Origin of the sequence: Pseudomonas pisciculturae (assembly GCF_015461805.1) — a bacterium.
Taxonomy (GTDB): Bacteria; Pseudomonadota; Gammaproteobacteria; order Pseudomonadales; family Pseudomonadaceae; genus Aquipseudomonas; species Aquipseudomonas pisciculturae.
This window is the reverse complement of record NZ_JACVZE010000006.1, coordinates 156548-181558: the sequence shown is the minus strand read 5'-3', so window position 1 is coordinate 181558 and position 25011 is coordinate 156548. Positions and strand designations below refer to the sequence as shown.

At 58.4% G+C, this 25011-nt stretch carries 34 protein-coding genes and 1 pseudogene; 26 read left to right on the top strand and 9 right to left on the bottom strand.

Going from position 1 to position 25011, the window contains the following annotated elements; all coding sequences use genetic code 11:
• The first annotated feature begins 64 nt into the window (after nucleotides 1-64).
• The 10 genes from ICY20_RS17945 (at nucleotide 65) to ICY20_RS17900 (ending at nucleotide 6006) form a co-directional block, all read left to right on the top strand.
• Nucleotides 65-232, top strand: coding sequence for a hypothetical protein (locus ICY20_RS17945; RefSeq protein ID WP_194938175.1), 168 nt, complete (start codon nucleotides 65-67; stop codon nucleotides 230-232).
• Between the two features lie 879 nt (nucleotides 233-1111).
• Complete coding sequence (locus ICY20_RS17940; protein ID WP_194938174.1) at nucleotides 1112-1378, top strand: hypothetical protein; 267 nt, start codon at nucleotides 1112-1114, stop codon at nucleotides 1376-1378.
• On the top strand, nucleotides 1356-1586 hold the full coding sequence (locus tag ICY20_RS17935; RefSeq protein ID WP_194938173.1) for a hypothetical protein: 231 nt from the start codon (nucleotides 1356-1358) through the stop codon (nucleotides 1584-1586). The genes ICY20_RS17940 and ICY20_RS17935 overlap by 23 nt, the downstream gene beginning before the upstream one ends.
• The gene (locus ICY20_RS17930; protein WP_194938172.1) at nucleotides 1583-1810 is read left to right on the top strand and encodes a hypothetical protein; all 228 of its coding nucleotides are present in this window, start codon (nucleotides 1583-1585) and stop codon (nucleotides 1808-1810) included. Before ICY20_RS17935 ends, ICY20_RS17930 begins: the two co-directional genes overlap by 4 nt.
• Before the next feature lie 57 nt (nucleotides 1811-1867).
• A complete protein-coding gene (locus ICY20_RS17925) occupies nucleotides 1868-3028 on the top strand; it encodes a coiled-coil domain-containing protein (RefSeq protein WP_194938171.1) in 1161 nt (386 codons plus the stop codon).
• A gap of 53 nt (nucleotides 3029-3081) precedes the next feature.
• Entirely contained in the window at nucleotides 3082-4071 is a 990-nt protein-coding gene (locus ICY20_RS17920) for a RecT family recombinase (RefSeq protein WP_194938170.1), read from the top strand.
• Nucleotides 4071-4733, top strand: a complete 663-nt coding sequence (locus ICY20_RS17915) for a lambda exonuclease family protein (RefSeq protein ID WP_194938169.1) — start codon at nucleotides 4071-4073, stop codon at nucleotides 4731-4733. Before ICY20_RS17920 ends, ICY20_RS17915 begins: the two co-directional genes overlap by 1 nt.
• 2 nt (nucleotides 4734-4735) lie before the next feature.
• A complete protein-coding gene (locus ICY20_RS17910) occupies nucleotides 4736-4978 on the top strand; it encodes a hypothetical protein (RefSeq protein WP_194938168.1) in 243 nt (80 codons plus the stop codon).
• A complete protein-coding gene (locus ICY20_RS17905) occupies nucleotides 4975-5436 on the top strand; it encodes a hypothetical protein (protein ID WP_194938167.1) in 462 nt (153 codons plus the stop codon). The genes ICY20_RS17910 and ICY20_RS17905 overlap by 4 nt, the downstream gene beginning before the upstream one ends.
• Before the next feature lie 81 nt (nucleotides 5437-5517).
• Nucleotides 5518-6006 carry a hypothetical protein gene (locus ICY20_RS17900; RefSeq protein WP_194938166.1) on the top strand — a complete coding sequence of 163 codons (489 nt, stop codon included), beginning with the start codon at nucleotides 5518-5520 and terminating at the stop codon, nucleotides 6004-6006.
• Nucleotides 6007-6010: 4 nt separating this feature from the next.
• Here the strand turns inward: ICY20_RS17900 and ICY20_RS17895 are convergent, their stop codons facing one another.
• A complete protein-coding gene (locus ICY20_RS17895) occupies nucleotides 6011-6223 on the bottom strand; it encodes a hypothetical protein (RefSeq protein ID WP_194938165.1) in 213 nt (70 codons plus the stop codon).
• 35 nt (nucleotides 6224-6258) lie between these two features.
• A complete protein-coding gene (locus tag ICY20_RS17890; RefSeq protein ID WP_194938164.1) occupies nucleotides 6259-7254 on the bottom strand; it encodes a DUF2971 domain-containing protein in 996 nt (331 codons plus the stop codon).
• Between ICY20_RS17890 and yejK the strand changes: the two genes are divergently transcribed.
• Nucleotides 7247-8254: a nucleoid-associated protein YejK gene (gene yejK / locus ICY20_RS17885; protein WP_194938163.1), complete on the top strand. Its 1008-nt coding sequence runs from the start codon at nucleotides 7247-7249 to the stop codon at nucleotides 8252-8254. The genes ICY20_RS17890 and yejK overlap by 8 nt on opposite strands.
• A gap of 4 nt (nucleotides 8255-8258) precedes the next feature.
• Here the strand turns inward: yejK and ICY20_RS17880 are convergent, their stop codons facing one another.
• Nucleotides 8259-8552: a hypothetical protein gene (locus tag ICY20_RS17880; protein ID WP_194938162.1), complete on the bottom strand. Its 294-nt coding sequence runs from the start codon at nucleotides 8550-8552 to the stop codon at nucleotides 8259-8261.
• Nucleotides 8553-8629: 77 nt separating this feature from the next.
• Here ICY20_RS17880 and ICY20_RS17875 point away from each other — a divergent pair, with 77 nt between their 5' ends.
• The 5 genes and pseudogenes from ICY20_RS17875 to ICY20_RS28265 all read left to right on the top strand — a co-directional run bounded on the left by ICY20_RS17875 (nucleotide 8630) and on the right by ICY20_RS28265 (nucleotide 10344).
• Nucleotides 8630-9388 (top strand): DNA cytosine methyltransferase, encoded by a 759-nt coding sequence (locus ICY20_RS17875; RefSeq protein WP_407692630.1) that lies wholly within the window; start codon nucleotides 8630-8632, stop codon nucleotides 9386-9388.
• Entirely contained in the window at nucleotides 9352-9555 is a 204-nt protein-coding gene (locus ICY20_RS28460; RefSeq protein WP_407692629.1) for a DNA cytosine methyltransferase, read from the top strand. The genes ICY20_RS17875 and ICY20_RS28460 overlap by 37 nt, the downstream gene beginning before the upstream one ends.
• Nucleotides 9556-9597: 42 nt before the next feature.
• Nucleotides 9598-10029 carry a hypothetical protein gene (locus tag ICY20_RS17870; RefSeq protein WP_194938161.1) on the top strand — a complete coding sequence of 144 codons (432 nt, stop codon included), beginning with the start codon at nucleotides 9598-9600 and terminating at the stop codon, nucleotides 10027-10029.
• Nucleotides 10026-10094: pseudogene (locus ICY20_RS28310) on the top strand (DUF4406 domain-containing protein); the annotation flags it as partial. The gene ICY20_RS17870 and the pseudogene ICY20_RS28310, both read left to right, overlap by 4 nt.
• 82 nt (nucleotides 10095-10176) lie before the next feature.
• Entirely contained in the window at nucleotides 10177-10344 is a 168-nt protein-coding gene (locus ICY20_RS28265) for a DUF4406 domain-containing protein (protein ID WP_267464007.1), read from the top strand.
• Here the strand turns inward: ICY20_RS28265 and ICY20_RS17860 are convergent.
• Nucleotides 10319-10930, bottom strand: a complete 612-nt coding sequence (locus ICY20_RS17860) for a hypothetical protein (protein ID WP_194938160.1) — start codon at nucleotides 10928-10930, stop codon at nucleotides 10319-10321. The two genes, ICY20_RS28265 and ICY20_RS17860, sit on opposite strands and share 26 nt — an antisense overlap.
• A 117-nt stretch (nucleotides 10931-11047) precedes the next feature.
• Here ICY20_RS17860 and ICY20_RS17855 point away from each other — a divergent pair, with 117 nt between their 5' ends.
• The gene (locus tag ICY20_RS17855) at nucleotides 11048-11377 is read left to right on the top strand and encodes a hypothetical protein (RefSeq protein WP_194938159.1); all 330 of its coding nucleotides are present in this window, start codon (nucleotides 11048-11050) and stop codon (nucleotides 11375-11377) included.
• A gap of 17 nt (nucleotides 11378-11394) precedes the next feature.
• Nucleotides 11395-11943 (top strand): hypothetical protein, encoded by a 549-nt coding sequence (locus tag ICY20_RS17850; protein WP_194938350.1) that lies wholly within the window; start codon nucleotides 11395-11397, stop codon nucleotides 11941-11943.
• Nucleotides 11944-12272: 329 nt separating this feature from the next.
• Here the strand turns inward: ICY20_RS17850 and ICY20_RS17845 are convergent, their stop codons facing one another.
• Nucleotides 12273-12827 (bottom strand): GIY-YIG nuclease family protein, encoded by a 555-nt coding sequence (locus ICY20_RS17845; RefSeq protein ID WP_194938158.1) that lies wholly within the window; start codon nucleotides 12825-12827, stop codon nucleotides 12273-12275.
• A gap of 451 nt (nucleotides 12828-13278) precedes the next feature.
• On the opposite strand from ICY20_RS17845, the gene ICY20_RS17840 reads away from it, so the two are divergent.
• The 3 genes from ICY20_RS17840 (at nucleotide 13279) to ICY20_RS17830 (ending at nucleotide 17401) form a co-directional block, all read left to right on the top strand.
• A complete protein-coding gene (locus ICY20_RS17840; RefSeq protein WP_194938157.1) occupies nucleotides 13279-14472 on the top strand; it encodes a tyrosine-type recombinase/integrase in 1194 nt (397 codons plus the stop codon).
• A 20-nt stretch (nucleotides 14473-14492) separates the two neighbouring features.
• A complete protein-coding gene (locus ICY20_RS17835; RefSeq protein WP_122488372.1) occupies nucleotides 14493-16079 on the top strand; it encodes an ABC-F family ATPase in 1587 nt (528 codons plus the stop codon).
• A 146-nt stretch (nucleotides 16080-16225) separates the two neighbouring features.
• Entirely contained in the window at nucleotides 16226-17401 is a 1176-nt protein-coding gene (locus ICY20_RS17830; RefSeq protein WP_159962816.1) for an MFS transporter, read from the top strand.
• Here the strand turns inward: ICY20_RS17830 and ICY20_RS17825 are convergent.
• Together ICY20_RS17825 and ICY20_RS17820 are read right to left on the bottom strand one after the other, a co-directional pair.
• A complete protein-coding gene (locus tag ICY20_RS17825; RefSeq protein WP_159962817.1) occupies nucleotides 17395-18432 on the bottom strand; it encodes an alpha/beta hydrolase family protein in 1038 nt (345 codons plus the stop codon). The two genes, ICY20_RS17830 and ICY20_RS17825, sit on opposite strands and share 7 nt — an antisense overlap.
• A 229-nt stretch (nucleotides 18433-18661) precedes the next feature.
• Complete coding sequence (locus tag ICY20_RS17820; protein WP_159962818.1) at nucleotides 18662-19273, bottom strand: FMN-dependent NADH-azoreductase; 612 nt, start codon at nucleotides 19271-19273, stop codon at nucleotides 18662-18664.
• 123 nt (nucleotides 19274-19396) lie between these two features.
• Here ICY20_RS17820 and ICY20_RS17815 point away from each other — a divergent pair, with 123 nt between their 5' ends.
• Nucleotides 19397-20305, top strand: a complete 909-nt coding sequence (locus ICY20_RS17815) for a LysR substrate-binding domain-containing protein (protein WP_194938156.1) — start codon at nucleotides 19397-19399, stop codon at nucleotides 20303-20305.
• On the top strand, nucleotides 20302-20658 hold the full coding sequence (locus tag ICY20_RS17810) for an MmcQ/YjbR family DNA-binding protein (protein ID WP_194938155.1): 357 nt from the start codon (nucleotides 20302-20304) through the stop codon (nucleotides 20656-20658). Before ICY20_RS17815 ends, ICY20_RS17810 begins: the two co-directional genes overlap by 4 nt.
• 4 nt (nucleotides 20659-20662) lie before the next feature.
• Here the strand turns inward: ICY20_RS17810 and ICY20_RS17805 are convergent, their stop codons facing one another.
• Both ICY20_RS17805 and ICY20_RS17800 read right to left on the bottom strand, forming a co-directional pair.
• Nucleotides 20663-21046 (bottom strand): DUF1294 domain-containing protein, encoded by a 384-nt coding sequence (locus ICY20_RS17805; RefSeq protein ID WP_159962821.1) that lies wholly within the window; start codon nucleotides 21044-21046, stop codon nucleotides 20663-20665.
• Nucleotides 21043-21873, bottom strand: coding sequence for an undecaprenyl-diphosphate phosphatase (locus tag ICY20_RS17800; RefSeq protein ID WP_159962822.1), 831 nt, complete (start codon nucleotides 21871-21873; stop codon nucleotides 21043-21045). The genes ICY20_RS17805 and ICY20_RS17800 overlap by 4 nt, the downstream gene beginning before the upstream one ends.
• Nucleotides 21874-22092: 219 nt before the next feature.
• Between ICY20_RS17800 and ICY20_RS17795 the strand changes: the two genes are divergently transcribed.
• The 3 genes from ICY20_RS17795 (at nucleotide 22093) to ICY20_RS17785 (ending at nucleotide 24929) form a co-directional block, all read left to right on the top strand.
• Nucleotides 22093-23727: a methyl-accepting chemotaxis protein gene (locus ICY20_RS17795; protein WP_194938349.1), complete on the top strand. Its 1635-nt coding sequence runs from the start codon at nucleotides 22093-22095 to the stop codon at nucleotides 23725-23727.
• Between the two features lie 117 nt (nucleotides 23728-23844).
• Nucleotides 23845-24408, top strand: a complete 564-nt coding sequence (gene pnuC, locus ICY20_RS17790) for a nicotinamide riboside transporter PnuC (protein ID WP_159962824.1) — start codon at nucleotides 23845-23847, stop codon at nucleotides 24406-24408.
• Entirely contained in the window at nucleotides 24405-24929 is a 525-nt protein-coding gene (locus ICY20_RS17785; protein ID WP_194938154.1) for an AAA family ATPase, read from the top strand. Before pnuC ends, ICY20_RS17785 begins: the two co-directional genes overlap by 4 nt.
• The last annotated feature ends 82 nt before the right edge of the window (nucleotides 24930-25011 follow it).

Sequence of the window (25011 nt, the reverse complement as noted above, 5' to 3'; positions counted from 1 at the left end):
CACCCACAGATTTACTGATGCCGCTTCTATGAGGCGGCATTGGAAATCAACGGAGGGCAAAACTATGGCAACCGAATACGCAGACCTGGAGCCCGCAGATCAGGAAATCGTCAGCGATGCACTGGGGCGGGCAATTGCAACCTTTCAGGATGTGGGCCTGCCTGTAGAGAGTCTTGACCACGATGCCCTGCTGACGGCCTTGGTCGACTTGTTCATCCAGGCGAGCAACTGAATAACCAGCGCCACGACAGCCTGTCGTTAACTGCCCGATGCCCTGGTACTCCCCAGCACCAGACTGTATCGGAGTGTGATTTGTGGATCGGTTCGACGGTATGAAGGCCGGTATCGCCACAGATATGCAGCACAAGGCGACGGGCGCCCGGTAGCCGAGTGCGTAAGTCTTCCAGGTTCGATTCCTGGGCAGATCACACCCCGATGCAGATGAATGCCCAGGCTGATGGGTAAGTGTAAGACCTGAGGGATCGTGGGAATCGTGGCCGGCAGAGTGAGTAAGCGCCCAGATGGCCATGGCGAGTCCAAGAATAAGCGGCCGAAACCTTCGCCCCGGTGAAACTCCGGTGTCACTAAGGCCGCTAATAGTCGTGCCGGGATCAGCTCCGGTCATCTGCTCCAACCGGCGAATAGCTCAACCCGCATTGCGCAGGGTCAGCGCCAGCCTGGTACTGGCGAGCTACCTTGATCTGGCACAAGCGCCGTGACAGCCGGGAAAGACCGGCACCCATTCTAATAGGTGGCCACTGCCTTCCCAGTGAGCGAACAACAGGAGATACGGCCATGAAGTAGATCAACGATTCACCCGCGTGGCGTAGCAAGCCTGAAGGCTCCGCCCAACACCCTAACAGGCAGCGGAAAGCAGGGTCGTCGATGTCACCGCGCATCAGCCGAAAGGTAGACCCAACCCAAATGAAGAAGAACACCGCAGGCGAGTCCGAGGGCATAGCTGGCCAGACTCGACACATCCCGGGAAGTGCCGGGCGCCTGCACCCTTCCCCGCCTCTACCCGTCAGCACTCACCCCGCGCCCATCGGCAACCAGCGGGAGGAATGAGTGTTGACGAATACAGGTGAACAACACGCCTCTGGAGGCGACCATGAACCAAAGTCAGCACGCTTACTGCGACGTAGCGCTCGCAATGAACCAGCGCCGCAACATGGCCCTAGCCCTTTGCCTTGGACTGGTCGGCTCCAGCGCTCCAAAAACCTCGCCTCTCTACCGGGTCATCCCGGCTGGGAATGAGTTCTTCCACGTCGTCGATTCCGCCACCGGCAAGGTGAAGGGCTTCCGCCGCAACCACAACGAAGCCTGCGCCCTCGCCCGGCGCTTGGAGTCACACCATGTCCAGCATTTACGCGGATAGCGCCCAAGCCAGGGAGTCCGAAAGGCGTTGGGATTTACCGGACTTTGGCAAGAAGCAGCACGTCGAACTGTTCCATGAATACACGGCTGCCGACCTTGCCGAGCGCGAGACGCTGCGACTCAAAGAGCGCGCCAGCCTCAAGGCCCGCATTGGTGTAGCAATGGCGCAGATGGAGTTGATCTGCCCACCAGTCGAGGGTATCGGGTGAACATCACACAGCGAAACCATCAGAACGCCGTCAGCTGGATCGAGGGCGAAATCGAAAACATGATACGCGACCTCGGCAAACCAAACGCCAGTTCGGCGGCGACATCGTGCGTCACCCTGGCCTTCATGCTGCGGGTTATCGACGAAAACGAGCATCGGTACTTCCGAGCGCGCATCGACAAGATTTACGCCAACTACAACGCTTCAGTCACTTCTGCCGCCTGACGGCACCACTCAACCCTACAACTTTCAATGCTGCGCCTGGCGCGGCGAGGGATCGTCATGTCCAAAAACACCAAACAAGCACTCGCACAAGAACCGCTCGAAACGAGCGAAACCGAAGAATCTAAAAACTCCGTTGTCCCTGCTGTTGCCGTCACCGACATCGCCGAATATCAGCCGCACGAAGAACAGATCGTTCGCCTGGAAACCACTTACGCGAAGCTGGTCGTTGATTGCACGACCATTGAAGGCTTGGCAAACGCCAAAGAAGTTCGAGTCGATATCCGCGACGTCCGCTACGCCCTGGCGAATACAACCAAGACGGCACTCATCCCCTACCAACAAAAAGTCAAAGACGCCCAGGCTCGCGTCAACCAGGTGAAAGAGTTCGGCGAGAACTTGAAGGCTCGTGTGTTGGTGCTTGAAGAGCCAGTCGACGAAGCCATCAAAGCCGAAGAAAAGCGCGTCGCCGATGCCAAAGCCGAAAGGGAGCGGCTGGAGCAGGAGCGCATCGAAGCCATCCGGGCGAAAATCAACCGGTTTAGCTCTGTCGCTGCCGCCTATGCAAGCCGCAGCGCCGCCGATGTCGCAAGCGTTCTGCTGAGCGTCAAAGAGTCGGTGATCCTGCCCGAGGAATATGGCGAATTTGAAGCCGAAGGCACCATCGCTCGCGATAACGCGATTGAGCAATTGGAAGCGCTGCAAAAGGCTGCCATTGACCGTGAAGAAGCTGCTGCCAAGCTACTGGAACAGCAGAAAGAACTGGACGAACTGCGCGAAAAGCAGCGTAAGGCCGACGTCGAAGCCGAGGAACTGCGCAAGCAGCGTGCCGAAGAAGACCGCAAGCGGCTGAAACAACAACAGGACGATTTGGACCAGCAACGCCGTGATATCGAGGCACAGCAACGCCAACAGCGTGAGCAACTGGAAGAACAGAAGAACCAGCAGAGCTTGCGCGACGCGCAGTATCAGCGCGATCAGGAAGAGCTGGCCCGCCTGCGTGCCCAAGCTGCTGCGCCGACCCCGATCATCACCCCTGCTCACGCGCTGGTCGTGGAGAAGATTGAAGCGGCACCAGTCAGCTCACAGGTGACCACCGCTGAAAACGACGATGTAACTACGACCGCGCCGGCGGTAGACGACATTGTTGAGGTTGTAGCCCTGGGCTTTGACGTGGACCTCGAAACTGCTCGCGCCTGGCTTCGCGCCATCCGCTTCTAACCACCCTTTCCATCTGATGGACAGCACATCCCATGCTGGCTACGGAGAGCGTTATGACCGATACAACCCCCCAAGCACAAACCGGTCTCTCGACCTATCACGACCCATCGCACAATGCGGCCGCGCTAATCCTCGACCCAGGCACTATGCGGTCGATGAGCGACCTTGCCCTGATGATGTCGCAGGGCGTAACCACAGTCCCTAAGCATCTCAAAGGCAACCAAGCCGACTGCATGGCGGTGGTGCTTCAAGCAATGCAGTGGCAAATGAACCCATTCGCCGTGGCGCAGAAGACGTTCATCGTCAACGGCGGCGCATTGAGCTATGAGGCGCAGCTCGTTAACGCAGTGATCATCGCCAAGGCGCCAGTCACAAGTCGATTGAACTTCGAATGGTTTGGCCCCTGGGGAAACGTCATCGGGAAGATGCGTGAAGTCACCAGCAAGACCAAAAAGGACGAGGACACTGGCGAGTTTAAAAAGTACCGCGTTCCGGCCTGGAGCTTTGACGACGAAAAAGGGATCGGCATTAAGGTTTGGGCGACCTTCCGGGGTGAAGACGAGCCCCGCACTCTGGAGCTTTTGCTGACCCAGGTCCGCACCCGCAACTCTACGCTCTGGGCAGAAGACCCCAAGCAGCAAATCGCGTACCTGGTTACCAAAAAATGGGCGCGCCTCTTCTGCCCTGACGTGATCCTTGGCGTTTACACCCCCGACGAATTTGAAGATTCGTACGGTGGCGAGATCGACATCACCCCCGCCAAACAGACAGCGAACACCGCAGCCGCTGCCGGCGTGTCATTCGGGCCAAAATCCCCCTCGCCTGAAATTGACGGAGTATTCGCGGACCTGCTGAGCGTTGCCAAGCGCCAGGACATCGAAGCCTACGCGGCAGCCTGGGCGGGCCTCAAGCCGAAGCAGCGCGCAGCAATCGGCCTGGAATGCCATGAAGCACTCAAGAGCATGGCGGCGACCGTTGATGCTGACTTCACAGACATGACCAGCACCAACGGCGACCAGCCCCAGACAGAAGAGGCCGCGTAGTGAGAGCTGAGCTTCAGGGCACAGAGAAGTGGCATGCGGACCGATCTGGCCGCGTGACAGCCAGCCGCTTCAAAGATGTGATGGCCTGGGGGAAGCCGGACAAAAACGGCAAACGGGTTCCACAAGGCGCCCGCACCACCTACATGCATGAGCTGTGCTTTGAGCGCTTAGCAAAGCGCGCCAAGCACAGCGTCAGTAGCAAGTCGCTTGCGTGGGGGCATGAGCAGGAGAAGCCATCCCACGACGCGTACGAGATGCTGACCGGCAATGTGGTGACCAAATCAGGATTCATCGTTCACCCAAAGTACGACTGGCTGGGGTGCTCCCCTGACGGACTGATAGACATTGATGGCGGAATCGAATCGAAGAACCCCTTCAGCGAGGCGATTCACGTCAGAACATGGCTCGACGGGATGCCCGAGGAACACATGCCGCAAGTCCAGGGCTGCATGTTCGTGACGGGCCGTAAGTGGTGGGACTTCCTGTCATTCGATTCTCGTCAAGATGAAGAGTGCCAGCTCTACATCGAGACGATTTACCGCGACGAAGACTACATCGCCAACCTTCACAAAGAGCTGGTCCAGTTCAACTTGGAACTGAACCGCATGGTTGACGAAGTAGCAGACAAAGCTCGGGCGCAAGCCCATCGTTTAGGAGCCTGATCATGATCAGCAACCACCTCAACCTGGTCGAGCAGCAGAGCCGGTACGCCGATTCAATATCGGAGCGTACCGCGCTATTCCTAGCCGCAGGCGGAACGATCTACCAGGGCGAAAGCCCAGCGATCAACCCGCCACCTGCCAAACGCTCCACCAATATCGATCCCGAAACCATCCTCAAGCGCCGCAAGCCACCAATCACCAGGGCCGAGCGTAACGCACTGCGCAAAATCGCGGAGGCATTATGAGCAAGCGCAAGCCGCACAACCTCAAGGCACGCATTGACCGGTCCTGCCGGTCGCTGCTGGCATCCAATCACGTCGCCGTGGTCAACATCGACCCCAGTGGCCGCCAGGGCATGATCAACTATAAGTCGCTGAAGAACATCGCACCGGGGAAAATTGGCCAAGCCGTCTGCGGCATCCCCCACCGGTGGACGATCTACCTCAGCGCCCTCTGCATCGACGCCCGCGGCGACCGCTACAGCAAATCGGTGGAGGTGGCACCCGAAGGCGTCTACCTCTCCGACCACCTGGAAGACGTGATCGAGCATTGCTACAAGAAGCTGCGCGACGAGGCCAATCAAAGCCAGATGGTGGCTTCGGGCTGGATTGCTATCCCAAAAGCGATGTCGCTCGATGAGGCGCACGCTGCACGGATCTTCGAAGCGGTCGGCGCCTGGAATCAGCAGAAGGTCGCAGCGTGAAGCGAATCAATAAACAGGTCAGCGCAAGACGCAGGCCAACCTGGCTCGCACTGCCGGCCAGCGGAATAGAAGAGGTAGGCCATGGCAGCCGAACAGAAGGAACGCACGGCCAAGCTTGCCGAGAAGCGGCAGGAACTGGGCGAGCAGGAATTGCGGCACACAGTCCCGCACCGCACCCGGCAGATGCTCGGCGAGTTGATGCGCTGGCATGAGATAAAGGAAGTCAGCGAAGCGGTGCAGCTACTGGTGATGAATGGCCGGGCCGAGGATCTGCCGCCAGCGGCGCCGAAGATCAAAGGGCCGTCCGACATCATCCGTCATTACTTTCGCCAAGGAATGCGTGACCGACTGGAAGCGTTCACCGCCGAACTGGGCGAGACGAAGGATCGGGCGACCATCTGGCGATTGATCGCATACGCCCATTCGCTGGGTGCCGAGAAGTCCGCGCCAATGCTTGCAATTAAGCGCCACGAAATAGACATACCGCAAAACGTGGCGCGCAAATTAAGGCAGGCAGGCTTTGCCGAATCGCTTCAAATGAACGCCGAAGACGACGGTGAGAACGACTGATCGATCAACTAGCGCGCTTTGATTGTCGAGCAAGGCTAATGGCAACATCAATCGCCGCACCAGCCATTAAATCCCGGCTAGGGTCAGTTTGTTCATTATTTTCCAGTACGACTTTTGCGCGATCAGCGAGCTGATCCACGTCTATACCAAGCTCATCGGCGGCGACTATCAGCGAATTGATCGCGGCGTAAAGCGTTTTATCACTCTGCTCACCCATCTGAAATTTTCCTTGATGCAGCTCTATGCCGTTTTTTAGCACTTCTGATTTACAAATGCTGATGAGGGGTGCTGTTCGATCATCCAGCGGGCTACCTCCTGAAATTCGCCCGGCAGATCCTTGAAAATATGAGCTGTTCTAGGACTTATCATAGGCGACCCAATCAAAGGTCCAGAGAACTTTATAGGATCGTATCTGAACGCATAGCCCCAGTTATCCACTGCTGCCAGGCTAAGTGAAATATTCGTATCTTTTATCAAGGACCATATTTCTACTTGATCTTCAAGCTTCATTCTATCGCCCAAAAAAACTGATTTTATGCAATCTCTAGGAATATCCATTGTGAGCAATGGATAATTTTTGATTGCAGCGCCCGTGTCTTTCAAGTCTCTAGTTGAACGGACAATACGAACTTCTCTTTCATGCGCCCACACGCTTGGCTTCACGAATAGATCAGAAATTGGAACAACTTTCCCATGAAAGTCTCTTAAGTCAAATACTGGCCGGCGTTTTTTATACTTCACCGGATGCATTCCGGTAAAAAAATCGTGGGTCTCGTCGAACTCGATCAATGCACCAGAGTAATCATCCGCATATAGCCCCCACATCAGCAGGCTATCTGCATTACGACTCAAGCATAGAATTCCAATGGCGGCGTTTAAATCCCCTACAATTTTTCTCGCGTTGATATCGCTTCGCAAGCCGGGCGCTACGCGAATATGGCTCCTGTCGAGGCCCTTACGTCGCGGAGTAAGGACGCAAAAATTGAACTCTTGTCTATCTGCGACTAGATCCTCTTCGGTTATAAATTGAGGAAGTAGCTCAAAAGGGTCATTAAATGCGCTCGGCTGCGTGAAACGAATAGTCCCTGCAAGTATTTTCTTAGCCACGCTTGAGCTTACGTATTTGTATAGCCCCACGGGAACTCCTTTTTTCCTCTTGGCAGTTCCCTCGTAATACTCCATTCCAAACCAAATTGCCACCACCGGATACGGAGGATGGCGCTTATCTGAGGTAAACGAAATGCCCATTCGCCACAGCGTCATCCACAAGATTGACAAGAAGCCCGACGGCAGCCCAGCTGTCCTGTTCCTGGGCGCGTCCGAGCAGGTCGAAAGCCAGGCCCGCGACGACCTGATGAGCCAGCTCAACGAAAGCTACAACGCCACTGCCGGTAAGGGCTGGGGGTTCTTCCATCAAGAATCAGGCGCTTACCCATTGAGCGGCTGGCTCGGCAAGTACCTGGCCGGCGTAACAGACTTCCTAGACTTCAGCACCACCGCCGTCGAGCACCTGACCAAGCTGATGGAAGAGTCGAACCTCACCACCGGTGGGCACGCCCTCTTCTGCCATTACCAGCAAGGCATGACCGATTACCTAGTGATCGCCCTGGTGCAAGAAACCGAAGCGGTCACGATGACCGAAGAACTGGCCCTGATGACAGTTAAGCGCCTGGACCTGGATCACATCCGCCTGGCTGCGCGCATCAACATCAGCGAATGGCAGACCAACCGCCAGTCGAAGCAGTACATCTCCTACCTGAAGGGCAAGCAGGGCCGGAAGCTAAACGATTACTTCCGCGACTTCATCGGCTGCCAGGAAGGGATCGACGGCCCAAGCGAAACCCGGACGTTGCTCAAGGCATTCAGTGACTTTGTTGAAAGCGAGGATCTGCCAGAAGAGTCAGCCCGGGAGAAGACGCACACCCTGGTCAGCTACTCAATGGCCCAGGCCAAAATGGGCGAGCCAATCACCCTCGACGAGCTGTCTGGCCTGATCGACGAAGACCGGCCAAAGAACTTCTACGACTTCATCAAGGCGAAAGATTACGGGCTTTCCGAGACCCTGCCCCCGGACAAGAAGACGCTCAACAAATTCCGGCGCTTCACAGGCCGGGCTGAGGGGATGTCGATCAGCTTCGAGGCGCACCTGCTGGGCGACAAGATTGAGTTCGACGAGAAAGGCGGCACTCTGACGCTGCGCGGCCTGCCCACTCAGCTGACTGAACAGCTCAAGCGCGCCGCCGGCTGAGCAGCTAGACCAATCCGCGCTTCTTGTCGATTTCGTAAAGCGCCTGAGCATCCCCGGCATCCAGTGCAGCGTAGTACTCGGGATCCTTGATTCGATACAGCTGCTCTAATGTTTCGAGGTGCTCATCGTCGAGCCGGTCAAATTGAAGCTGCAGCTCTGCAAGATCCTGTCTATGCCGATCACGATCTTCGGTTAAATCGTGAAGCTTCTGACGGAATTGCGGGAGTCGGTAGAACGAATCGTAGAGCGCCTGCAAGGCGAACAGCGCCGTTAACAACCACCAGTTCCACTGCTCCATATCCTTGTCCTGTTCGTGCTCGTTCGCCCAACAAATACCCCATATCAACGAATCACGCCAGCCGGCGAGGACCCCCTATGCCCGATATCACCTACGGCTCTGTGTGCAGCGGCATCGAAGCCGCGACCCAGGCCTGGCATCCGCTGGGCATGCGCGCTGCCTGGTTCGCCGAGATCGAGCCGTTCCCCTCGGCGGTCCTGGCCCACCACTACCCCGACGTGCCGAACCACGGCGACATGACCAAGCTGGCAGCCCTGGTGCTGGCCAGCAAGATCCCGGCGCCGGACGTGCTGGTCGGCGGCACGCCGTGCCAGGCATTCAGCGTGGCCGGTATGCGCGAAGGCCTCACCGACCCTCGCGGCGCACTCACCATCAAATACGTGGAGCTTGCAGATGCAGTTGACTATGTTCGCGCCGGCCAGCGAAAGCCCGCCAGCGTCATCGTCTGGGAGAACGTCCCAGGCGTCCTCAGCGACAAAGGGAACGCCTTCGGATGCTTTCTTGGCGCGCTTGCTGGGGAAGACTGCGAGCTGCAGCCTCCAGGGAAAAAATGGCAGAACGCTGGTTGTGTGTATGGACCCAAAAGAGCAATCGCGTGGCGGGTCTTGGACGCCCAATATTTCGGCCTGGCCCAACGACGCCGTCGTGTGTTCGTTGTCGCAAGTGCTCGAGATGGGTTCGATCCCGCCGAGGTACTTTTTGAGCGCGAAGGCACTCGCCGGGACGGTCGTCGGAGTTTGCACTTCACCCTACTCTCACGGCACAAGGGGGGGGCTCTCTCGATGACCGAGAGGCATATGTGCTGGAGCCCGGGGGCGTCCGACGAACCAGTGTGATCGAGTGGGAGCGCTGCCAAGGCTTTCCCGACGATTACACCCTAATCCCCTGGCGCGGCAAGCCTGCCAGCGAATGCCCGGACGGTCCCCGCTACAAGGCGATTGGCAATAGCAAGGCCGTCACCGTGGTTCGCTGGATCGGCCGGCGCCTTCTGCAACAACTCTGAAATCCCCCCCACCGCCCGGGCATGGCCCGGCAAGGACTCCCCATGCCTACAGAAAACAAACTCACCTTGAAGCAGCAACGAGCCGACCAGGTCAATCAGGTGATCCGGATCATCGGCACCCACGGCCGGCGCTTCTTCTTCGACCAGGTCGCTGATCGCTACGCCAGCATGGAAGTGGATCAGCGCGGCAAGGTCTGGTTCATCGACGACTACAGTGCGCGGCGGATCTTCACGCACAAAACAACTTGGGGCGGCCGGTGGCGCGGCTTCAGCCATGGCGGCACGCTTCGGTCGCTCGTCGAAGGGTTCCGGGATTACATCCGCACCGGAGAGCCAATGCACCCTGGTTACCTCGGGCCTGAGCGATTCGATGACAGCAACATCTGGGGTTACGACGCGGAAGGCATGAAAGCAGTGCGCGAGCAGGCCGGCGGACTTCCAGTGTTTCGCCAGCCAGTCGCGGAGGCCGCATGAAGCGCATCTACCGGAGCGGCCCCATGCCCGGCCTGCCCGGCCTCAACTTCGCCGCCTTCCACGCAATGACCACCAGCTTGCGCGCCAGCGGCAACACCGTCACCAACCCCCGAGATCAACCCCGACGGCGGGACTTGGACCGACTGCATGCGCCGCGACATTGTCGCCCTGATGGACTGCGACACCGTGGCCACCCTGCCCGGCTGGGAGCATTCAAAGGGTGCCCGCCTGGAAGTGCTGATAGCCGAACGCCTCGGCATGACGGTTGTTAAGGCCCATGATCTGGTAACTAAACCTGCTGCGCACTGTGTCTGACAAGAAGCAACTGCGTGTCCATCATGACCAGAAGATTCTCAAGCGGGCTGAATTCACGAACGTTGATAGCTATTTCAGGATCGTAGCCGGTGAGAGCTCTATCTCGGGCAAGCTTTGTAAGTGATCTTATTTGAATAACGCTCTCAACCATGTCCGTGTTGGGCATCGACATTAAATCAATCGCGACTAGGTCCCGATGCATTTCCTCAACATAGTCTAGGCACTCGCGTACATCTGTCGGAGCATCTGGAGTAACAGGACGATAGAAATTGCGGAGCCCCCCATTGAGGCAGGCAACTGCATGACGTGCCTCGAGGCAAATTTCCTCAACAGCCCTAATCACAACGAGCTCTCTGGCCCTGACGCGCTCTTTATTAAATCGCCTATCGGCAGATGAAATGATCACAGCGGCAATGATTGCAGCTACGGAACCTATCGCCTGAACCCAAGCGGCAGCATCTGTCTTCGCATCGAAAAATTCTAATACAACGAAAAGCGCCCAGCCGAGAGAGCCGATAGCGATAAACACCCATATAACCCAAGCACTTGCGAGCTTCATTGCCGCTGCGTTTTCTATCTTCTTCACCTATAGCTATTCCTTGTCTAGTTAAGGCGTTGAGCTTGACCATTTCCGATTGCTGGGTCTACGGCCAGCATCCCCTATTCCTCCAAAGTCAGCCGCAATAGCGGCAAGGACGAAGTCATGCCTGAAGAAATCAAATTGATCCAGCCAGCCCCGGTCGTGCGCGACGAAAATGGCATGTTTGCTCACCCGGATATGCCCGACTTTGATGAGGGCGATGGTGATAAGTGCAAGGCTTGGGTCGCTGAACAGCGCTTGCAGGTGACGATGGCGCAGCTCGAATACCACAGCGACGAAGCTGTATCTGAGCGCTATTTCGAAGCAGGCGACCCGGACTGCAGTTACTGGGAGCCGGATCGCCCTGATGGTGAGGGATGGTTCTGCCTGGCGATTCACGAAACCGACGACGGTCCCGTCTGCTGGTGGGCACGCCGGGAGGTGACAGCGTGAGCATCATCGACGACGTAATGACCGACAAGATCACCCTGCACGGCCTGGGCTTTGTGCAGGTTCAGCTGGAAGGCGGCCAGCGCCTCCACGTCTGGCACCCTGAGTTGCCCCGCCGCGCATGCTTCAAGTACTCCGCGATCCATGACCACCGTTTCAATTTCACCTCCCGAGTGATCGTCGGGAAGCAGATCAATCACTGCTTTGAGCTGGAGCGCAACGACGAAGGCGGCTTCGTGCTGTATCTACACGAGGGCGCCCGCACACTAGGTGGCGGCAGGCCGTGGACGCCAGACGGCCGCGCGCACCTGATACCGGATGGAACGATTACCGTGGAAGCCGGCAACGACTACAACGCTCGGGCTTACCACTACCACCGCACTGAGCCCGGTGGTGATGGCCGAGTCGCCACGATCATGGCGAAGCGCGGCGAGTATCCCGCCGGCGCCCACTCAACCTGCGTCTACGGCATACAGCCCGACACCGACTTCGACCGTTATCAGTGGTCACCGGCCCAACTCTGGGAAATTGTCGCCGACGTGATGCTCGGCCAGCGGGTGACACCATGATCGCCGCCTTTTGGATCTCGAGCGCGGCGATCTGAAAGGGCTTGGCGTGGATGTGACCAATGGACCAAGGCGTTGAGTTACTAGCCCAGAGGAAGGGAGTTGTTTAACTCGCAGCTAACTACTACGGTCCACTAAATCACTGCCCACAGCATGAAGGGCGCGCTCCAATGGCTTGATAGAGCGCCAGCCGGCATTACACCTCAACAGCAAATTTCTGAAATGCATGCGCGACGTGTCATTTCTAGCACAGCTTTCGATCTGGTCCAGGATCGATTTCAAATTTAGCCCTACCTAAGCAAAGCCAGCCGCTATAACGACTAAGCGATAAGCTAAGATCTAAACTCGTCAGCATATTTATTTATAAACTTCCCGCCAAACCACGCAAGCTTGGCCGGGTAACTCTCACCAGCCCAGTCAATCAAATCAGGCCATGCTCCGTTCGGACGCATAGCGTGAGGAGTTTCATAATCTATTCTCCACCAACGATTGTATACAACAATAGGTCTTTCTGGCGGAGATTTCCTCTTCTGAGTATTCAAAGGTAACTGTAAAAAAAAAGCGTGCGCCCACTCCGCCAAGTCGAGCATCTGATCGGTGGCTTTTAGCTTCTTTCCTGGTGTTCGAGGAGAAACCACCTCTCCAAGCCATAGCCCTTTATAACTAGGGTGTTCAGCCAAAAATTTAGAGAGCACGGGGTGGCGCGCATTGAGTCTTGATCGAAGATTCTTGGCGATCCCAATATATTGCAATTTGGACCTTGACTCTCCAGAGAGCTTCCCGACGAACATATATAAACCGTCGCCGTAATCATTAGCCATTGCCTCTTTGGCGCCAGCGAAATCGTATGGACCGTACCATTCGATAATTGCTGTAATTGATTTCATACATTTCCTTGCGACACAGCCAACTTTCTACACTAAGCATCATCTGGATCAACCCGGTGCTAGATAAGCCAACATCCACTCTCACGCAGACCGGTATTTCCGAAGGCAAAACTGCACACCGTAAGCGCCAGCCCCACTTAGACATTGGCAGCATGATCGACTTATCAGTCTTTCGATTCGATTCAAGATCTTATCCTATTAAACCATATGTGCCTGCCGGTGAGCGGCAGGCCACCTTCTGCCGCCCCGTGCGGCTAGGACACCCCATGTCAGCAGCCGAACAATTCAAAGACGGCGTCACCGGCGACAAAGTCTCCGAGGCGCAGATGGCCCAAATCCTCGGTACCACTCTCGCCGCCCTGCGCTCCAAGCGCGCCAGAAAGCAGATACCCGAAGGTGTCTGGAACACTCATTGCGGCAGGATTATCTACAGCATCAGGAGATACTACGAATGGCTCGAAAGCCAATGGGTTTGCCCGCAGGAATGGACCTCCACCACGGATCGATCCGCATCCGCTTTATGTGGAACGGCAGCCGGCGCAGTGAAACGCTCCCCTATCCAGCGACACAGAAAGGAATCAAGTCTGCCTCACAGGTTGTTGATCAAGTAAAAGGCCTGATCAAGCTGGGGTTGCTCGACGACGACAAGTACGCCGAGCTGTTCCCCAGTTCCAGCAACGTATCCGGGGGCAAAATCAACTTCGGCGAGTACGCCCAGCTCTGGCTGGATAGTCGGGAGGTGGTCGCTGGCACGAAGGGGAACTACAAGGGCGCGCTGAACCGCTACTGGATGCCTGGCCTGGCCCTAGTGCGGATCGATCTGATCACTACCACCCTGCTGCGCCGGGTCATGGCCGCCAGTGAGTGGAAGTCGCCCGGGGTGAAACGCAACGCGATCTCGAAACTGTCGACCATCCTGAATTCGGCGGTCAACGAAGAGCTGATCCCGAAGAACCCGGCGGCTATTCTGGAGCTGCCCAAGCGCAGCAAAAAGGAGATCGACCCGTTCACCCTAGACGAGGCGAACCAGATCATCACCAAGATGTACGAGCACGAACACTGGCCCAGCACGATCTATGCGGCATTTTTTGAGTTTGTGTTTTTTACAGGAATGCGTCTCTCCGAAGCCCTTGCGATGCGCTGGGATGAGGTAGATGAGCAGAAGAAGACGGCCCACGTGTGTCGTGGTGTCGCACTAGGGGAAGTGGTGGAGCGCACAAAAACGGGTGGTGACCGATTTGTTTTGTTGAATGACCGCGCCCTGCATGCCTTGGATTTCGCCAAGGAATACGCAGAGCGTCGGAAAAAGGGCAAGGGAAAAGTGCTGGAAACCCCGTTCATCTTCCCGCCGTCGAAGAACGCAGAATACGTCCGGCAGACGTCCGACCTGCACAAGCAATGGATTCCGACACTAAAGGCACTGAATATCCGTCGTCGCCCGCCATACAACTGTCGTCACACCTATGCGACAATATGCATTATGTCTGGCATGAACCCCGCCTTCATCTCCCAGCAGCTCGGCCATAGTGTGCAGATGCTGCTCTCGACTTATGCGCGTTGGATCAACTCAAGCTCGGACTGGAGCGAAATGCAAAAGCTCCAGATTGGTCCCAAATTGGTCCCAGTTCAAATAAGCGCACCCTAAGCTATTGATAGGTAAAGTAATTGATCTCCACAGCTAACATCACCATGCAGTTCGGCGCCAAGCCGCTCTTCGAGAATGTCTCGGTCAAGTTCGGCGCTGGCAACCGTTATGGTTTGATCGGTGCCAACGGTTGCGGCAAGTCGACCTTCATGAAAATCCTCGGTGGCGACCTGGATCCGTCCGGCGGCCAGGTCATGCTGGAGCCGAATGTGCGCCTGGGTAAGCTGCGCCAGGACCAGTTCGCCTACGAAGAATTCACCGTGCTCGACACCGTGATCATGGGTCACGAGGAGCTGTGGAAGGTCAAGGCCGAGCGCGATCGTATCTACTCGCTGCCGGAAATGAGCGAAGCAGACGGCATGGCCGTGGCCGAGCTGGAAACCGAGTTTGCCGAGATGGACGGCTATACCGCCGAGTCCCGTGCCGGTGAGCTGCTGCTGGGCCTGGGTATTCCGTTGGAGCAACACTTCGGCCCGATGAGCGAAGTGTCCCCGGGCTGGAAGCTGCGTGTTTTGCTGGCCCAGGCGTTGTTCTCCGACCCTGAAGTGCTGTTGCTCGACGAACCGACCAACCACTTGGACATCAACACCATCCGCTGGCTGGAAAACATCCTGACCCAGCGCTCCAGCCTGATGATCATCATCTCTCACGACCGTCACTTCCTGAACAGCGTGTGCACCCACATGGCTGACCTGGACTACGGCGAGCTGCGCCTGTTCCCGGGCAACTACGACGAGTACATGACCGTGGCGACCCAGTCCCGCGAGCAGTTGCTGTCGGACAACGCCAAGAAGAAGGCGCAGATCTCCGAGCTGCAATCCTTCGTCAGCCGCTTCTCGGCCAACGCCTCCAAAGCCAAGCAGGCCACTTCCCGTGCCAAGGCGATCGACAAGATCCAGCTGGCCGAGGTCAAGCCTTCGAGCCGTGTGAGCCCGTTCATCCGTTTCGAGCAGAACAAAAAACTGCACCGCCAGGCGGTCATCGTCGAGCGTATGGCCAAAGGCTTCGACGGTAAGCCGTTGTTCAAAGACTTCAGCTTCCAGGTTGAAGCCGGCGAGCGCGTCGCGATCATCGGCCCGAACGGTATCGGCAAGACCACCCTGCTGCGCACCCTGGTCAGCGAGCTGACCCCGGATGCCGGTAGCATCAAGTGGACCGACGCGGCGGAGCTGGGCTACTACGCCCAGGACCACGCCCACGACTTCGAAGACGACGTGACCCTGTTCGACTGGATGGGCCAATGGACCCAAGGCGAGCAGATGATCCGTGGCACCCTGGGTCGCATGCTGTTCTCCAACGACGAGATCCAGAAGTCGGTGAAGGTGATTTCCGGTGGTGAACAAGGCCGCATGTTGTTCGGCAAGTTGATCCTGCAAAAGCCCAACGTGCTGATCATGGACGAACCGACCAACCACTTGGACATGGAATCCATCGAAGCGCTGAACCTGGCGCTGGAAAACTACCCGGGCACGCTGATCTTCGTCAGCCACGACCGTGAGTTTGTATCGTCCCTGGCCACCCGCATCATCGAGTTGAGCGCTACCGGCGTGATCGACTTCAGCGGCACCTATGACGACTACCTGCGTAGCCAAGGCGTGGTGTTCTAAGCACCGCCCGCTACACACAAAAGCCCCGTCCACCGTGACGGGGCTTTTTGCTTCTGATGCACCATCATCATTAATAGATAGCCTGCTTTCTTTTCCCCCAAGCCCTTGCCATGATGCCCTCACCGCCCGCCCGCGAACGAGTGCCCATGTCTGCCACCGCTCCCAGCTCTATGTCGATCACCCTGCAGATCGTCTCCATCGTCTTCTACACCTTCATCGCCTTTATCTGCATCGGTTTACCGATCGCGGTCATCCCTGGCTATGTGCACGAGACACTGGGGTTCAGCGCGGTGGTGGCGGGTATCACCATTGGTTCGCAGTACCTGGCCACCCTGCTCAGTCGGCCAATGGCCGGGAGGATGTCGGATAACGTCGGTACCAAGCGTGCGATTGTGCTGGGGTTGGCGGGCATCCTGGTGAGTGGCGTGCTGACGTTTGTCGCGACGTTACTGGAGAGCATGCCGGCCCTGAGCCTGGGCGTTCTTATCGCCGCCCGGTTGCTGTTGGGCGTGGCCCAAGGCCTGATCGGTGTGGGCACCATCAGTTGGTGCATGGGCCAGGTGGGTGCCGAGCACACCGCACGCTCGATTTCCTGGAATGGGATTGCCTCCTACGGCGCCATTGCCATTGGTGCGCCGCTGGGGGTGGTGATGGTCGCGCAATACGGCTACACCAGCCTGGGTATTGCGCTGTCGGTGCTGTCGGCGCTGGGCCTGGTGTTGATCCGCAACAAGCCGTCGGTGCCCGTGGTGCGCGGTGAGCGCTTGCCGTTCTGGGCGGTGTTCGGGCGAATCGCGCCGTTTGGCGCCAGCCTGTGTCTGGCGTCGATTGGTTACGGCACCCTCACCACCTTTATCACCCTGTATTACCTCAGTCATGGCTGGACGGGTGCGGCGTACTGCCTGACGGTCTTCGGCGTGTGTTTCATCCTGTCGCGCCTGGTGTTTATTTCGGCCATCAGCCGCTTTGGCGGGTTCAGGGCGGCGATTGCCTGCATGATCATTGAGACCGTGGGCCTGACCCTGCTGTGGCTGGCACCCTCCACCGGTATCGCACTGATCGGTGCCGGGCTGACCGGCTTCGGCTTGTCATTGGTGTACCCGGCGCTGGGCGTGGAAGCCATCAAGCAGGTGCCCAACAGTAGCCGGGGCGCCGGTTTGAGTGCCTATGCGGTGTTTTTTGACCTGGCCCTGGCGATTGCCGGGCCGTTGATGGGGGCCGTGGCGCTGAACCTCGGCTACGGCTGGATCTTCTTCTGCGCGGCACTGCTGTCAGTCACCGCCCTGGCGGTAACCCTTGCGCTCAAGCGCCGCGCTTACTGATCGGCCGTCTGCATGCCGGCGCGAGTGGCTTCGCCGAGGGTGTGGCTGAAAAAACGCCCCGCTTCAGAAACCAGGTCACGGTGAATGCCCTCTCGGTCGACACCATCGGCGTCGGTGCAAATCGCTGGCATCGCCGCCAATTGGTCGCTGTCGCACGGTGCCATAAACACGAAGTGCCCTGCCCCGGCCAACAGCTTGAAGTCGGGCGGTTCCGGCAGCTTGCGTGCGAGGGCGGCGGCGTTCTTGTCCACGGCCACCAGTTTGTCGCCATCCCCACTGTAGAGCAGCACCGGCACGTGCACGTCGGCCAGGGTATGGCGGCCAAACATCAGGCTCAGGGGCGCCATCAGCATCAAGGCATGAATACGCGGGTCGGCTTGAGGTTGCAGGTCGGCGCGATCCACCACCAGCTCGCCTTTGGTGGTACAGGCATCGCGGTCTTCCGGGCGCTCTTGGCAGTAGCGGCGCAGACGGTCGAAATCGGGTTTGGCACCGGCCAGGATCAATGCCGTTTCCCCCCCGGCCGAATAGCCGATAACCCCCACCTGATCGACATCGACGAACGGCGACAGCATCGGGTCGCCCAACGTCGCGGTAATGGCCTCGGAAATCTGGATAGGTCGCCCATATAAATTGCTGACCGTGCCGAGCCGGCTGTGATCCTTGTAGTTGTCGCCCGGATGCAGCACCGCCACCACCACAAAACCTTTGCGCGCCAAGGACGTGGCCAGGTCATGCAGCGCCAGCGGCGTGCCGGTGTTGCCATGGGACAGCATCAGCATAGGGAAGCGGCCAATGGCAATCTTGGAATCTTCAGACGCAGCGACATGATAGGCGCCCACCTGGGTGGTGTGCGGGGAATCGGTGGACGGGTAAAACGCAATGGCCTTCATCGGCTGCTGATCCAGCGGGTCGAGAAACGTCATGCGATGAAAACCCACACTCCAATGGGGGTGCGGCGCAGGTGCGGCATGCACTGAAACCACGCCGCCCAGCAGGGAAAGAACCATAACTGCACAAAGACGCATCATGAGGATGTCCACCTTTGCTGCGTAAAGACCTGCATGTCTGATTGAAAAGTCCATGGTTCAAGGCGCTCGCACCGGGTGATAAACCCCTACGTGCATAACCTGGGCCAAAGTAATGACAGCGGGTAAACGAAAAAACTCCGTAGTCCGGTCGTTTTGAGGCGATCAGAATACAGAGTTTAGACGCCCCGTCTCAGATTGATACGGGGAAAAGCGCTGTTTTACTTAAGCTTTACGCGGCAGCGAACAATTGTTCGTTGATCAGCACGTTGGCGTCGCTCAGGGACTTGGTACGCACTTCATCACCGTACGCCAGGCCGTGGGCACGTACGAATTCGATGTCGGTGATGCCCAGGAACCCCAGCAGCACTTTCAAGTAGTCTTCGTGGGCCACACCGCTGGCCTGACCGGCGTGCAGGCCGCCCGACGTCGACACGATGATGACCTTCTTGTTACCGCACAGGCCTTCAGGGCCGGCTTCGGTGTAGCGGAACGTCTGGCCAGCGACGGCGATGCGGTCGATCCAGGCTTTCAATTGGGTTGGGATGGTGAAGTTGTACATCGGCGCGGCGATCACCACGGCATCGGCGGCGAGGAATTCAGCCAGGGTGCTGGCGCTCAACTCAGCTTCTTGCTGCTGAGCAGCGCTGCGCTGTTCAGCCGGAGTACCCAGGGCGCCCAAGGTCGCGCCAGAGAAGTGGTTGATGCCTTCAGCCGCCACGTCACGGTAGGTCACTTCCACACCCGGCTCGGCCGCTTGCCAGGCCTTGACCACACCAGCGCTGAGCTGACGGGAAGCCGAGTTGTCGCCGAGGATGCTGGAATCGATGTGCAACAGTTTCATGGGGAATCTCCGAGTAGGATCGTCAGTGGCGATCAGATGGGGGAATCCTACGCATGAAACCAATAGCCGATAAGGCAGCTGAAATGCGATAGTTTGTCCCACTGACAGGACAATAGGTTGCCCATGCAAGACCTCAACGACCTCTACTATTTTGCCAAAGTCGTCGAAGCCGGAGGCTTCGCGGCGGCTGGGCGGCTTTTGGGCATTCCCAAATCGCGGTTGTCGCGACGTATTGCTGAGCTTGAAGATCGCTTGGGCGCCCGCCTGCTGCAACGCACCACCCGCCAACTCACCCTGACCGCGGTCGGTGAGCGCTACCTGCGCCATTGCCAGGCCATGTTGCTGGAAGCGGAGATGGCCGACGAGGCCGTGGCGAGTATGTCCAGTGAGCCCCGTGGGCGATTGCGGGTCAGTTGCCCGGTGGGCATGGCGCAGCACATCCTGCCGGAGTTGGTGGCGGGGTTTCTGGCCGCCCACCCTCAGGTACAACTGGAAATGACCCTGGTCAACCGTCGCGTCGACCTGGTGGCCGAGGGCATCGACGTGGCCCTGCGCGTGCGCGAGTTGGGGGATGAAGACCCGCTGCTGGTGACCAAGCGCCTGCGCCCTGCGCAAACCGTGCTGGTGGCCAGCCCGGCCTTTATGCACAGCACGCAGATCAACACCCTCGAAGACCTCAAGCAACTGCCCATACTCGGTGCGCTGGAGGCCGACCGCATGGTGCATCAGCGCATCCTCGACCCACAAGGCAACCCCCACGAACTGGTGATGGAAGCGCGCCTGGGCATCGACGACTTTATCGTGCGCAAGGCCAGCGCAATCATGGGCCTGGGCTTTACCGTGCTGCCGATGATGTATTGCGAAGAGGAATTGGCTCGCGGCCAGTTGGTGCAATTGCTACCGGAGTGGTCGCTGCCAGGCGGCTGGTTGCAGGCGGTATACCCGCATCGACGGGGCGTGCTGCCGGCCATTCGCGCCTGGATCGATTACCTGGAAGAAGGCTTCAAAAGCTGCGGAGACCGCTTGTTATGAACATGACCGAAGACCAAGTCGCCACCTTCTGCCTGAGCCTGCCTGGTGCGCGGGAAGACTACAAATGGGGCGGCGTGCGCGTGTTCTCGATTGCGGGCAACAAGATGTTCGCCCTGCAAAACCTACGCGGCGAATCCCTGGCGTTCAAGGTCGACAAGGAACTGTTCCTAGGTCATGTCGACCGCCCAGGCATCCACCCGGCGCCTTACTTGGCGCGAGCGCAGTGGGTCATCATGAACACGCCCTACCCGCTGGGCGCTGAGGAGCTGCGTGGTTTGTTGCAACGTTCTCACCAGTTGGTGGTGAGTAAATTACCCAAGCGCACGCAGATTGGCTTGCTGCTAGAGGATTGAACAGCTACAGCACTGATAAAAGTGTGCCGCCCAGGAACAACTGGTCCAGCCAGAACACCTGGTGCAGCAACACGATCACCCAGAACAGCACCTGATAAGACACCTTGCGCGTCTTGTGCCGAAATACCTGCTGGGCAATCAACGCCCCCGGCCAACCGCCTGCCAGCTCCACGGCGTGCAGGATGTTTTCCGGGGTGCGCCAACTGTTGGTTTGCGCCTTGCGCTTGTCGCTCCAGTACAGCAAGAACGCAATAACGCTGACCACGCCATAGGCCGCCAGCGGGATAAACGTCTCACCGCGCAGCCACACCAATACCGAGCCCAGCAAAGGCGCGGTGCACAGCAGTGCAAAGACCACCGCTTTGAGGCGTGGGTGCTGGATATTCATGCCTTGGCCGCTGCCCAGTCGATCCAGCCAAACTGCCAGGTCGCCAGGATCAACAGGCCAAACCCGATGCGGTACCAGGCAAACGCCGCATAACTGTGGCTGGCGATAAACTTGAGCAGGCCCTTGACCGCGATCATCGCAAAGATAAACGAAGTGACGAAGCCGACAGCGAATACCGGCAAGTCAGCCGGCTGGAACAGGTCGCGGTACTTGTAACCCGAATACACCGCCGCACCCACCATGGTCGGCATCGCCAGGAAGAACGAGAACTCGGTCGCCGTCTTGCGCGACAGCCCGAACAACAACCCGCCGATAATGGTCGAGCCCGAACGCGATGTACCTGGGATCATCGCCAGGCACTGGGCAAAGCCGACTTTGAGCGCATCTTTCCAGGTGATGTCGTCGACCGTTTCGGCATGCACCGTGTGCTCACGGCGCTCAGCCCACAGCATGATGACGCCGCCCACCACCAAAGCCGTGGCCACGGTGATCGGGTTGAACAGGTAATGGTGGATCAGGTCGGCGAAAATCACCCCCAACACTACTGCTGGCATAAACGCGATCAGCAGGTTGACGGTAAAACGCTGGGCGTTGCGCTGGGTCGGCAACCCGGTGACAACGTCGAAGATCTTGCGGCGAAACTCCCAGACCACAGCCAGGATCGCGCCCAGCTGAATGATGATGTTGAAGGCCATCGCACGCTCACCACCGAAGTCGAGCAAGTCGGCCACGATGATCTGGTGGCCGGTGCTGGAAATCGGCAGGAACTCGGTGAGCCCCTCCACAACACCAAGAATCAACGCCTGAATGGCGGTCCAAAAATCCATACTTCCCCCAAAGGTCATGCGCTGCGGCATGCCTTGATAATCTTTTTTAGTGGTTCACTGACGACAAAGCCGATGTTTATTATCAACATCGGCATGCAAAAAACCCGTGAAAAATCAGACAGTATTCAGGTTTTGCGAATACAGGCCGAAAGCCTATCAGACACGCGGAAAAAGTCGATGCAGCACCCACAAATATAAAAAGCATGGAGTCACATGACGATGAACAGTTTGCGCAGTATGTCGATCAGCCGCCGCCTCTGGCTGATCCTGATAGTCGCCGTGCTGATGCTGCTCGCGTTGGGTTTGCTGATGCTCAAGCAGATTCACGACGATCTGTACCAGGCCAAGCGCCTACAGACTCAACACGTGGTGCAGACCGCCAGCGGCATCCTGACGTTTTACCAGAGCCTCGAAAAAACCGGTGTCATGACCCGCGAAGCCGCGCAAAAGCAAGCCCTGAGCGTGGTGCGCGGCTTGCGCTACGACCACGACGACTATTTCTGGATCAACGACCTCGCCCCGGTGATGATCATGCACCCGGCCAACCCCAAGCTCGACGGCCAGAACCTTTCAGCCATTCGCGACCCGGACGGCTTTGCGGTGTTCAACGAATTTGTCGTGCTTGCCAAGGCCAAGGGCGCCGGCATCGTCAACTACCGCTGGCCCAAGCCGGGCGCGGACGCACCGGTAGCAAAGACCTCGTATATCCAACTGTTCGAACCCTGGGGCTGGATCATCGGCTCGGGCGTGTACGTGGACGATGTACAGGCCGAGTTCAAAGGCCAAGTGTGGAAAGCCTCGTTTATCGGGCTGGGTATCGCGGTGGTGATGGCCCTGCTGGTCACGTTGATCGCCCGCAGTATCGTGCGCCCACTACAGGCAGCGGTGAACGCCATGGGCAATATTGCCAGCGGCGAAAGCGACCTGACCCGCAGCCTCGACACTCACGGCCAGGACGAAGTAACCCAACTGTCGCACCACTTCAACAGCTTCACCGCCAAGCTACGCCAGGTGGTGACCCAGTTGCAGGTGTGCGCCAACGCCTTGGGCCAGTCCTCCCAGGAGCTGGGCACCAACGCCACCCAGGCTCACGACCGCAGCCAACAACAGTCGCAGCAGATGGAGCTGGTGGCCACCGCTATCAACGAAGTCACCTACGGCGTGCAGGATGTAGCAAAAAACGCCGAACACGCCGCCAGCGAAATGCGCGACGCCCAGACCCAGGCGCAGCAAGGCCAGGTCAATATCGACGGCAGCCTGCAACAGATCGACCAGCTCTCCAATACCATCAGCCAGGCCGTGGAGGTGATCCGCACACTGTCGAGCGAAAGCACGCAGATTGGCGGTGTGCTGGAGGTGATCCGCTCCATTGCCGACCAGACCAACCTGCTCGCCCTCAACGCCGCGATTGAAGCGGCCCGTGCCGGCGAGCAAGGCCGGGGGTTTGCAGTGGTGGCCGATGAAGTACGGCTGCTGGCACAGCGCACACAGAAGTCTACCGCTGAAATCCAGGCGATGATCGAGCGGCTTCAAGGGCACTCCGAAGCAGCCGTGAAAGTGATCAGCGACAGCCACAGCGCCTCGCAACTGACCATCGAACAAGCCGGCCAGGCCGGGGCCAGCCTCACGGCGATTGGCCAAGCCCTGCGCAACCTCAATGGCCTGAACGCATCGATTGCCAGCGCCACGTTGCAGCAGGCCCATGTGGTGGAAGACATTAACCAGAACGTGACCCAGGCTGCCGGGCTGTCCCATAGCACGGCGTTGGCGGCGGAGCAGTCCAGCGTGGCGAGCGCGCACTTGCACTCATTGAGCGAACAACTCAACGGCCTGCTACGCCAATTCAAGGTCTAATAAAGATCCAAATGTGGGAGGGGGCTTGCTCCCTCCCACATTTGTTCAGCGGTGTTTCGTAGAACTCCCACCACTGGTTACAATCCCCGCCCTCTCCCACTCTCCCAAGGAACCGCCATGTCCGGGCTTGAATTGTTCGCCGCCGCCCTGGGGGTGATCGCTGTCTGGCTGACGGTCAAGCAAAACCCCTGGTGCTGGCCCATCGGCCTGGTGATGGTGGTGCTGTACACCTGGGTGTTCTACGACGTGAAGCTATATTCGGACATGCTGCTGCAAGTGGTCTACGCCGCGTTGCAACTCTATGGCTGGTGGCAGTGGACTCGTGCTGGTGAGGTCAAGCAAGGCCGACAGGTTACGAGCCTGGGTTGGCCTGCGATCACGGCCAGCCTGGCCGTGGGCGCCGTGGGCAGCCTGTTGCTCGGCGCCGCCATGGCCCACTGGACCGACGCCGCCCAACCGTGGCTCGATGCGGCCCTCACCGGTTTCAGCCTGGTGGCGCAAATGTGGATGGCGCAAAAGCGCGTGCAATGCTGGCCGCTGTGGATCGTCGTGGATGTGATTTTTGTTGGGTTGTTCCTCTACAAAGGCCTCTACCTCACCGCCGCCCTCTACGCGCTGTTCACCGTAATCGCGGTACAAGGCTGGCGCGAGTGGCGCGCCGACCCGGCGTTGCAACCATGAAGGTGGTAGTACTGGCGGGGCCCGAATCCAGCGGTAAAAGCTGGTTGGCGGCGCAGTTGCACAAGCACTTTGGTGGCCTGATGGTCGGCGAATACGTGCGCCATTTCATCGATCATCATCAACGCGACACCTGCCTGGCCGACATCCCGGCCATCGCCCACGGCCAGCTCGCCTGGGAGGACGCCGCCCGCGCCGAAAGGCCCAACCTGCTGATCCTCGATACGCACTTGCTGACCAACAAGCTATGGAGCCAGACGCTGTTTGGCGACTACCCCAAATGGCTGGACAGCGAACTGCTGGCACGGCACTACGACCTGCACCTGCTGTTGTCGCCGGAGGATGTGGAGTGGACGGCAGATGGTCAGCGTTGCCAGCCGGAGTTGGCGGATCGCCGGGCGTTTTTCCAGGGTAGCCTGGCGTGGATGCAGCAGCATCAACAGCCGGTGGTGGTGATTCGAGGGGATTGGGAAGCGCGCAGAAACGCAGCGTTTTCAGCAGTGCAACAACTGCTTCAGGCATAACACAGTGCTCCTGTGGGAGCGGGCTTGCTCGCGAAAGCGGTGGGTCAGTCAAAACACTTTCGTCTGACACACCGCATTCGCG

Coding starts and splice junctions, on each gene's coding strand:
- ICY20_RS17810 (WP_194938155.1), top strand. CDS start 20,302: ATGAACATGACCGAAGACCAAGTCGCCACCTTCTGCCTGAGCCTGCCT.
- ICY20_RS17875 (WP_407692630.1), top strand. CDS start 8,630: ATGCCCGATATCACCTACGGCTCTGTGTGCAGCGGCATCGAAGCCGCG.
- ICY20_RS17785 (WP_194938154.1), top strand. CDS start 24,405: ATGAAGGTGGTAGTACTGGCGGGGCCCGAATCCAGCGGTAAAAGCTGG.
- ICY20_RS17870 (WP_194938161.1), top strand. CDS start 9,598: ATGCCTACAGAAAACAAACTCACCTTGAAGCAGCAACGAGCCGACCAG.
- ICY20_RS17910 (WP_194938168.1), top strand. CDS start 4,736: ATGATCAGCAACCACCTCAACCTGGTCGAGCAGCAGAGCCGGTACGCC.
- ICY20_RS17840 (WP_194938157.1), top strand. CDS start 13,279: ATGGCTCGAAAGCCAATGGGTTTGCCCGCAGGAATGGACCTCCACCAC.
- ICY20_RS17855 (WP_194938159.1), top strand. CDS start 11,048: ATGCCTGAAGAAATCAAATTGATCCAGCCAGCCCCGGTCGTGCGCGAC.
- ICY20_RS17800 (WP_159962822.1), bottom strand. CDS start 21,873: ATGGATTTTTGGACCGCCATTCAGGCGTTGATTCTTGGTGTTGTGGAG.
- ICY20_RS17925 (WP_194938171.1), top strand. CDS start 1,868: ATGTCCAAAAACACCAAACAAGCACTCGCACAAGAACCGCTCGAAACG.
- ICY20_RS17945 (WP_194938175.1), top strand. CDS start 65: ATGGCAACCGAATACGCAGACCTGGAGCCCGCAGATCAGGAAATCGTC.
- ICY20_RS17880 (WP_194938162.1), bottom strand. CDS start 8,552: ATGGAGCAGTGGAACTGGTGGTTGTTAACGGCGCTGTTCGCCTTGCAG.
- ICY20_RS17845 (WP_194938158.1), bottom strand. CDS start 12,827: ATGAAATCAATTACAGCAATTATCGAATGGTACGGTCCATACGATTTC.
- ICY20_RS17890 (WP_194938164.1), bottom strand. CDS start 7,254: ATGGGCATTTCGTTTACCTCAGATAAGCGCCATCCTCCGTATCCGGTG.
- ICY20_RS17820 (WP_159962818.1), bottom strand. CDS start 19,273: ATGAAACTGTTGCACATCGATTCCAGCATCCTCGGCGACAACTCGGCT.
- ICY20_RS17905 (WP_194938167.1), top strand. CDS start 4,975: ATGAGCAAGCGCAAGCCGCACAACCTCAAGGCACGCATTGACCGGTCC.
- ICY20_RS17900 (WP_194938166.1), top strand. CDS start 5,518: ATGGCAGCCGAACAGAAGGAACGCACGGCCAAGCTTGCCGAGAAGCGG.
- ICY20_RS17795 (WP_194938349.1), top strand. CDS start 22,093: ATGAACAGTTTGCGCAGTATGTCGATCAGCCGCCGCCTCTGGCTGATC.
- ICY20_RS17815 (WP_194938156.1), top strand. CDS start 19,397: ATGCAAGACCTCAACGACCTCTACTATTTTGCCAAAGTCGTCGAAGCC.
- ICY20_RS17825 (WP_159962817.1), bottom strand. CDS start 18,432: ATGATGCGTCTTTGTGCAGTTATGGTTCTTTCCCTGCTGGGCGGCGTG.
- pnuC (WP_159962824.1), top strand. CDS start 23,845: ATGTCCGGGCTTGAATTGTTCGCCGCCGCCCTGGGGGTGATCGCTGTC.
- yejK (WP_194938163.1), top strand. CDS start 7,247: ATGCCCATTCGCCACAGCGTCATCCACAAGATTGACAAGAAGCCCGAC.
- ICY20_RS17850 (WP_194938350.1), top strand. CDS start 11,395: ATGACCGACAAGATCACCCTGCACGGCCTGGGCTTTGTGCAGGTTCAG.
- ICY20_RS28265 (WP_267464007.1), top strand. CDS start 10,177: ATGCGCCGCGACATTGTCGCCCTGATGGACTGCGACACCGTGGCCACC.
- ICY20_RS17935 (WP_194938173.1), top strand. CDS start 1,356: ATGTCCAGCATTTACGCGGATAGCGCCCAAGCCAGGGAGTCCGAAAGG.
- ICY20_RS17920 (WP_194938170.1), top strand. CDS start 3,082: ATGACCGATACAACCCCCCAAGCACAAACCGGTCTCTCGACCTATCAC.
- ICY20_RS17895 (WP_194938165.1), bottom strand. CDS start 6,223: ATGGGTGAGCAGAGTGATAAAACGCTTTACGCCGCGATCAATTCGCTG.
- ICY20_RS17940 (WP_194938174.1), top strand. CDS start 1,112: ATGAACCAAAGTCAGCACGCTTACTGCGACGTAGCGCTCGCAATGAAC.
- ICY20_RS17805 (WP_159962821.1), bottom strand. CDS start 21,046: ATGAATATCCAGCACCCACGCCTCAAAGCGGTGGTCTTTGCACTGCTG.
- ICY20_RS17830 (WP_159962816.1), top strand. CDS start 16,226: ATGTCTGCCACCGCTCCCAGCTCTATGTCGATCACCCTGCAGATCGTC.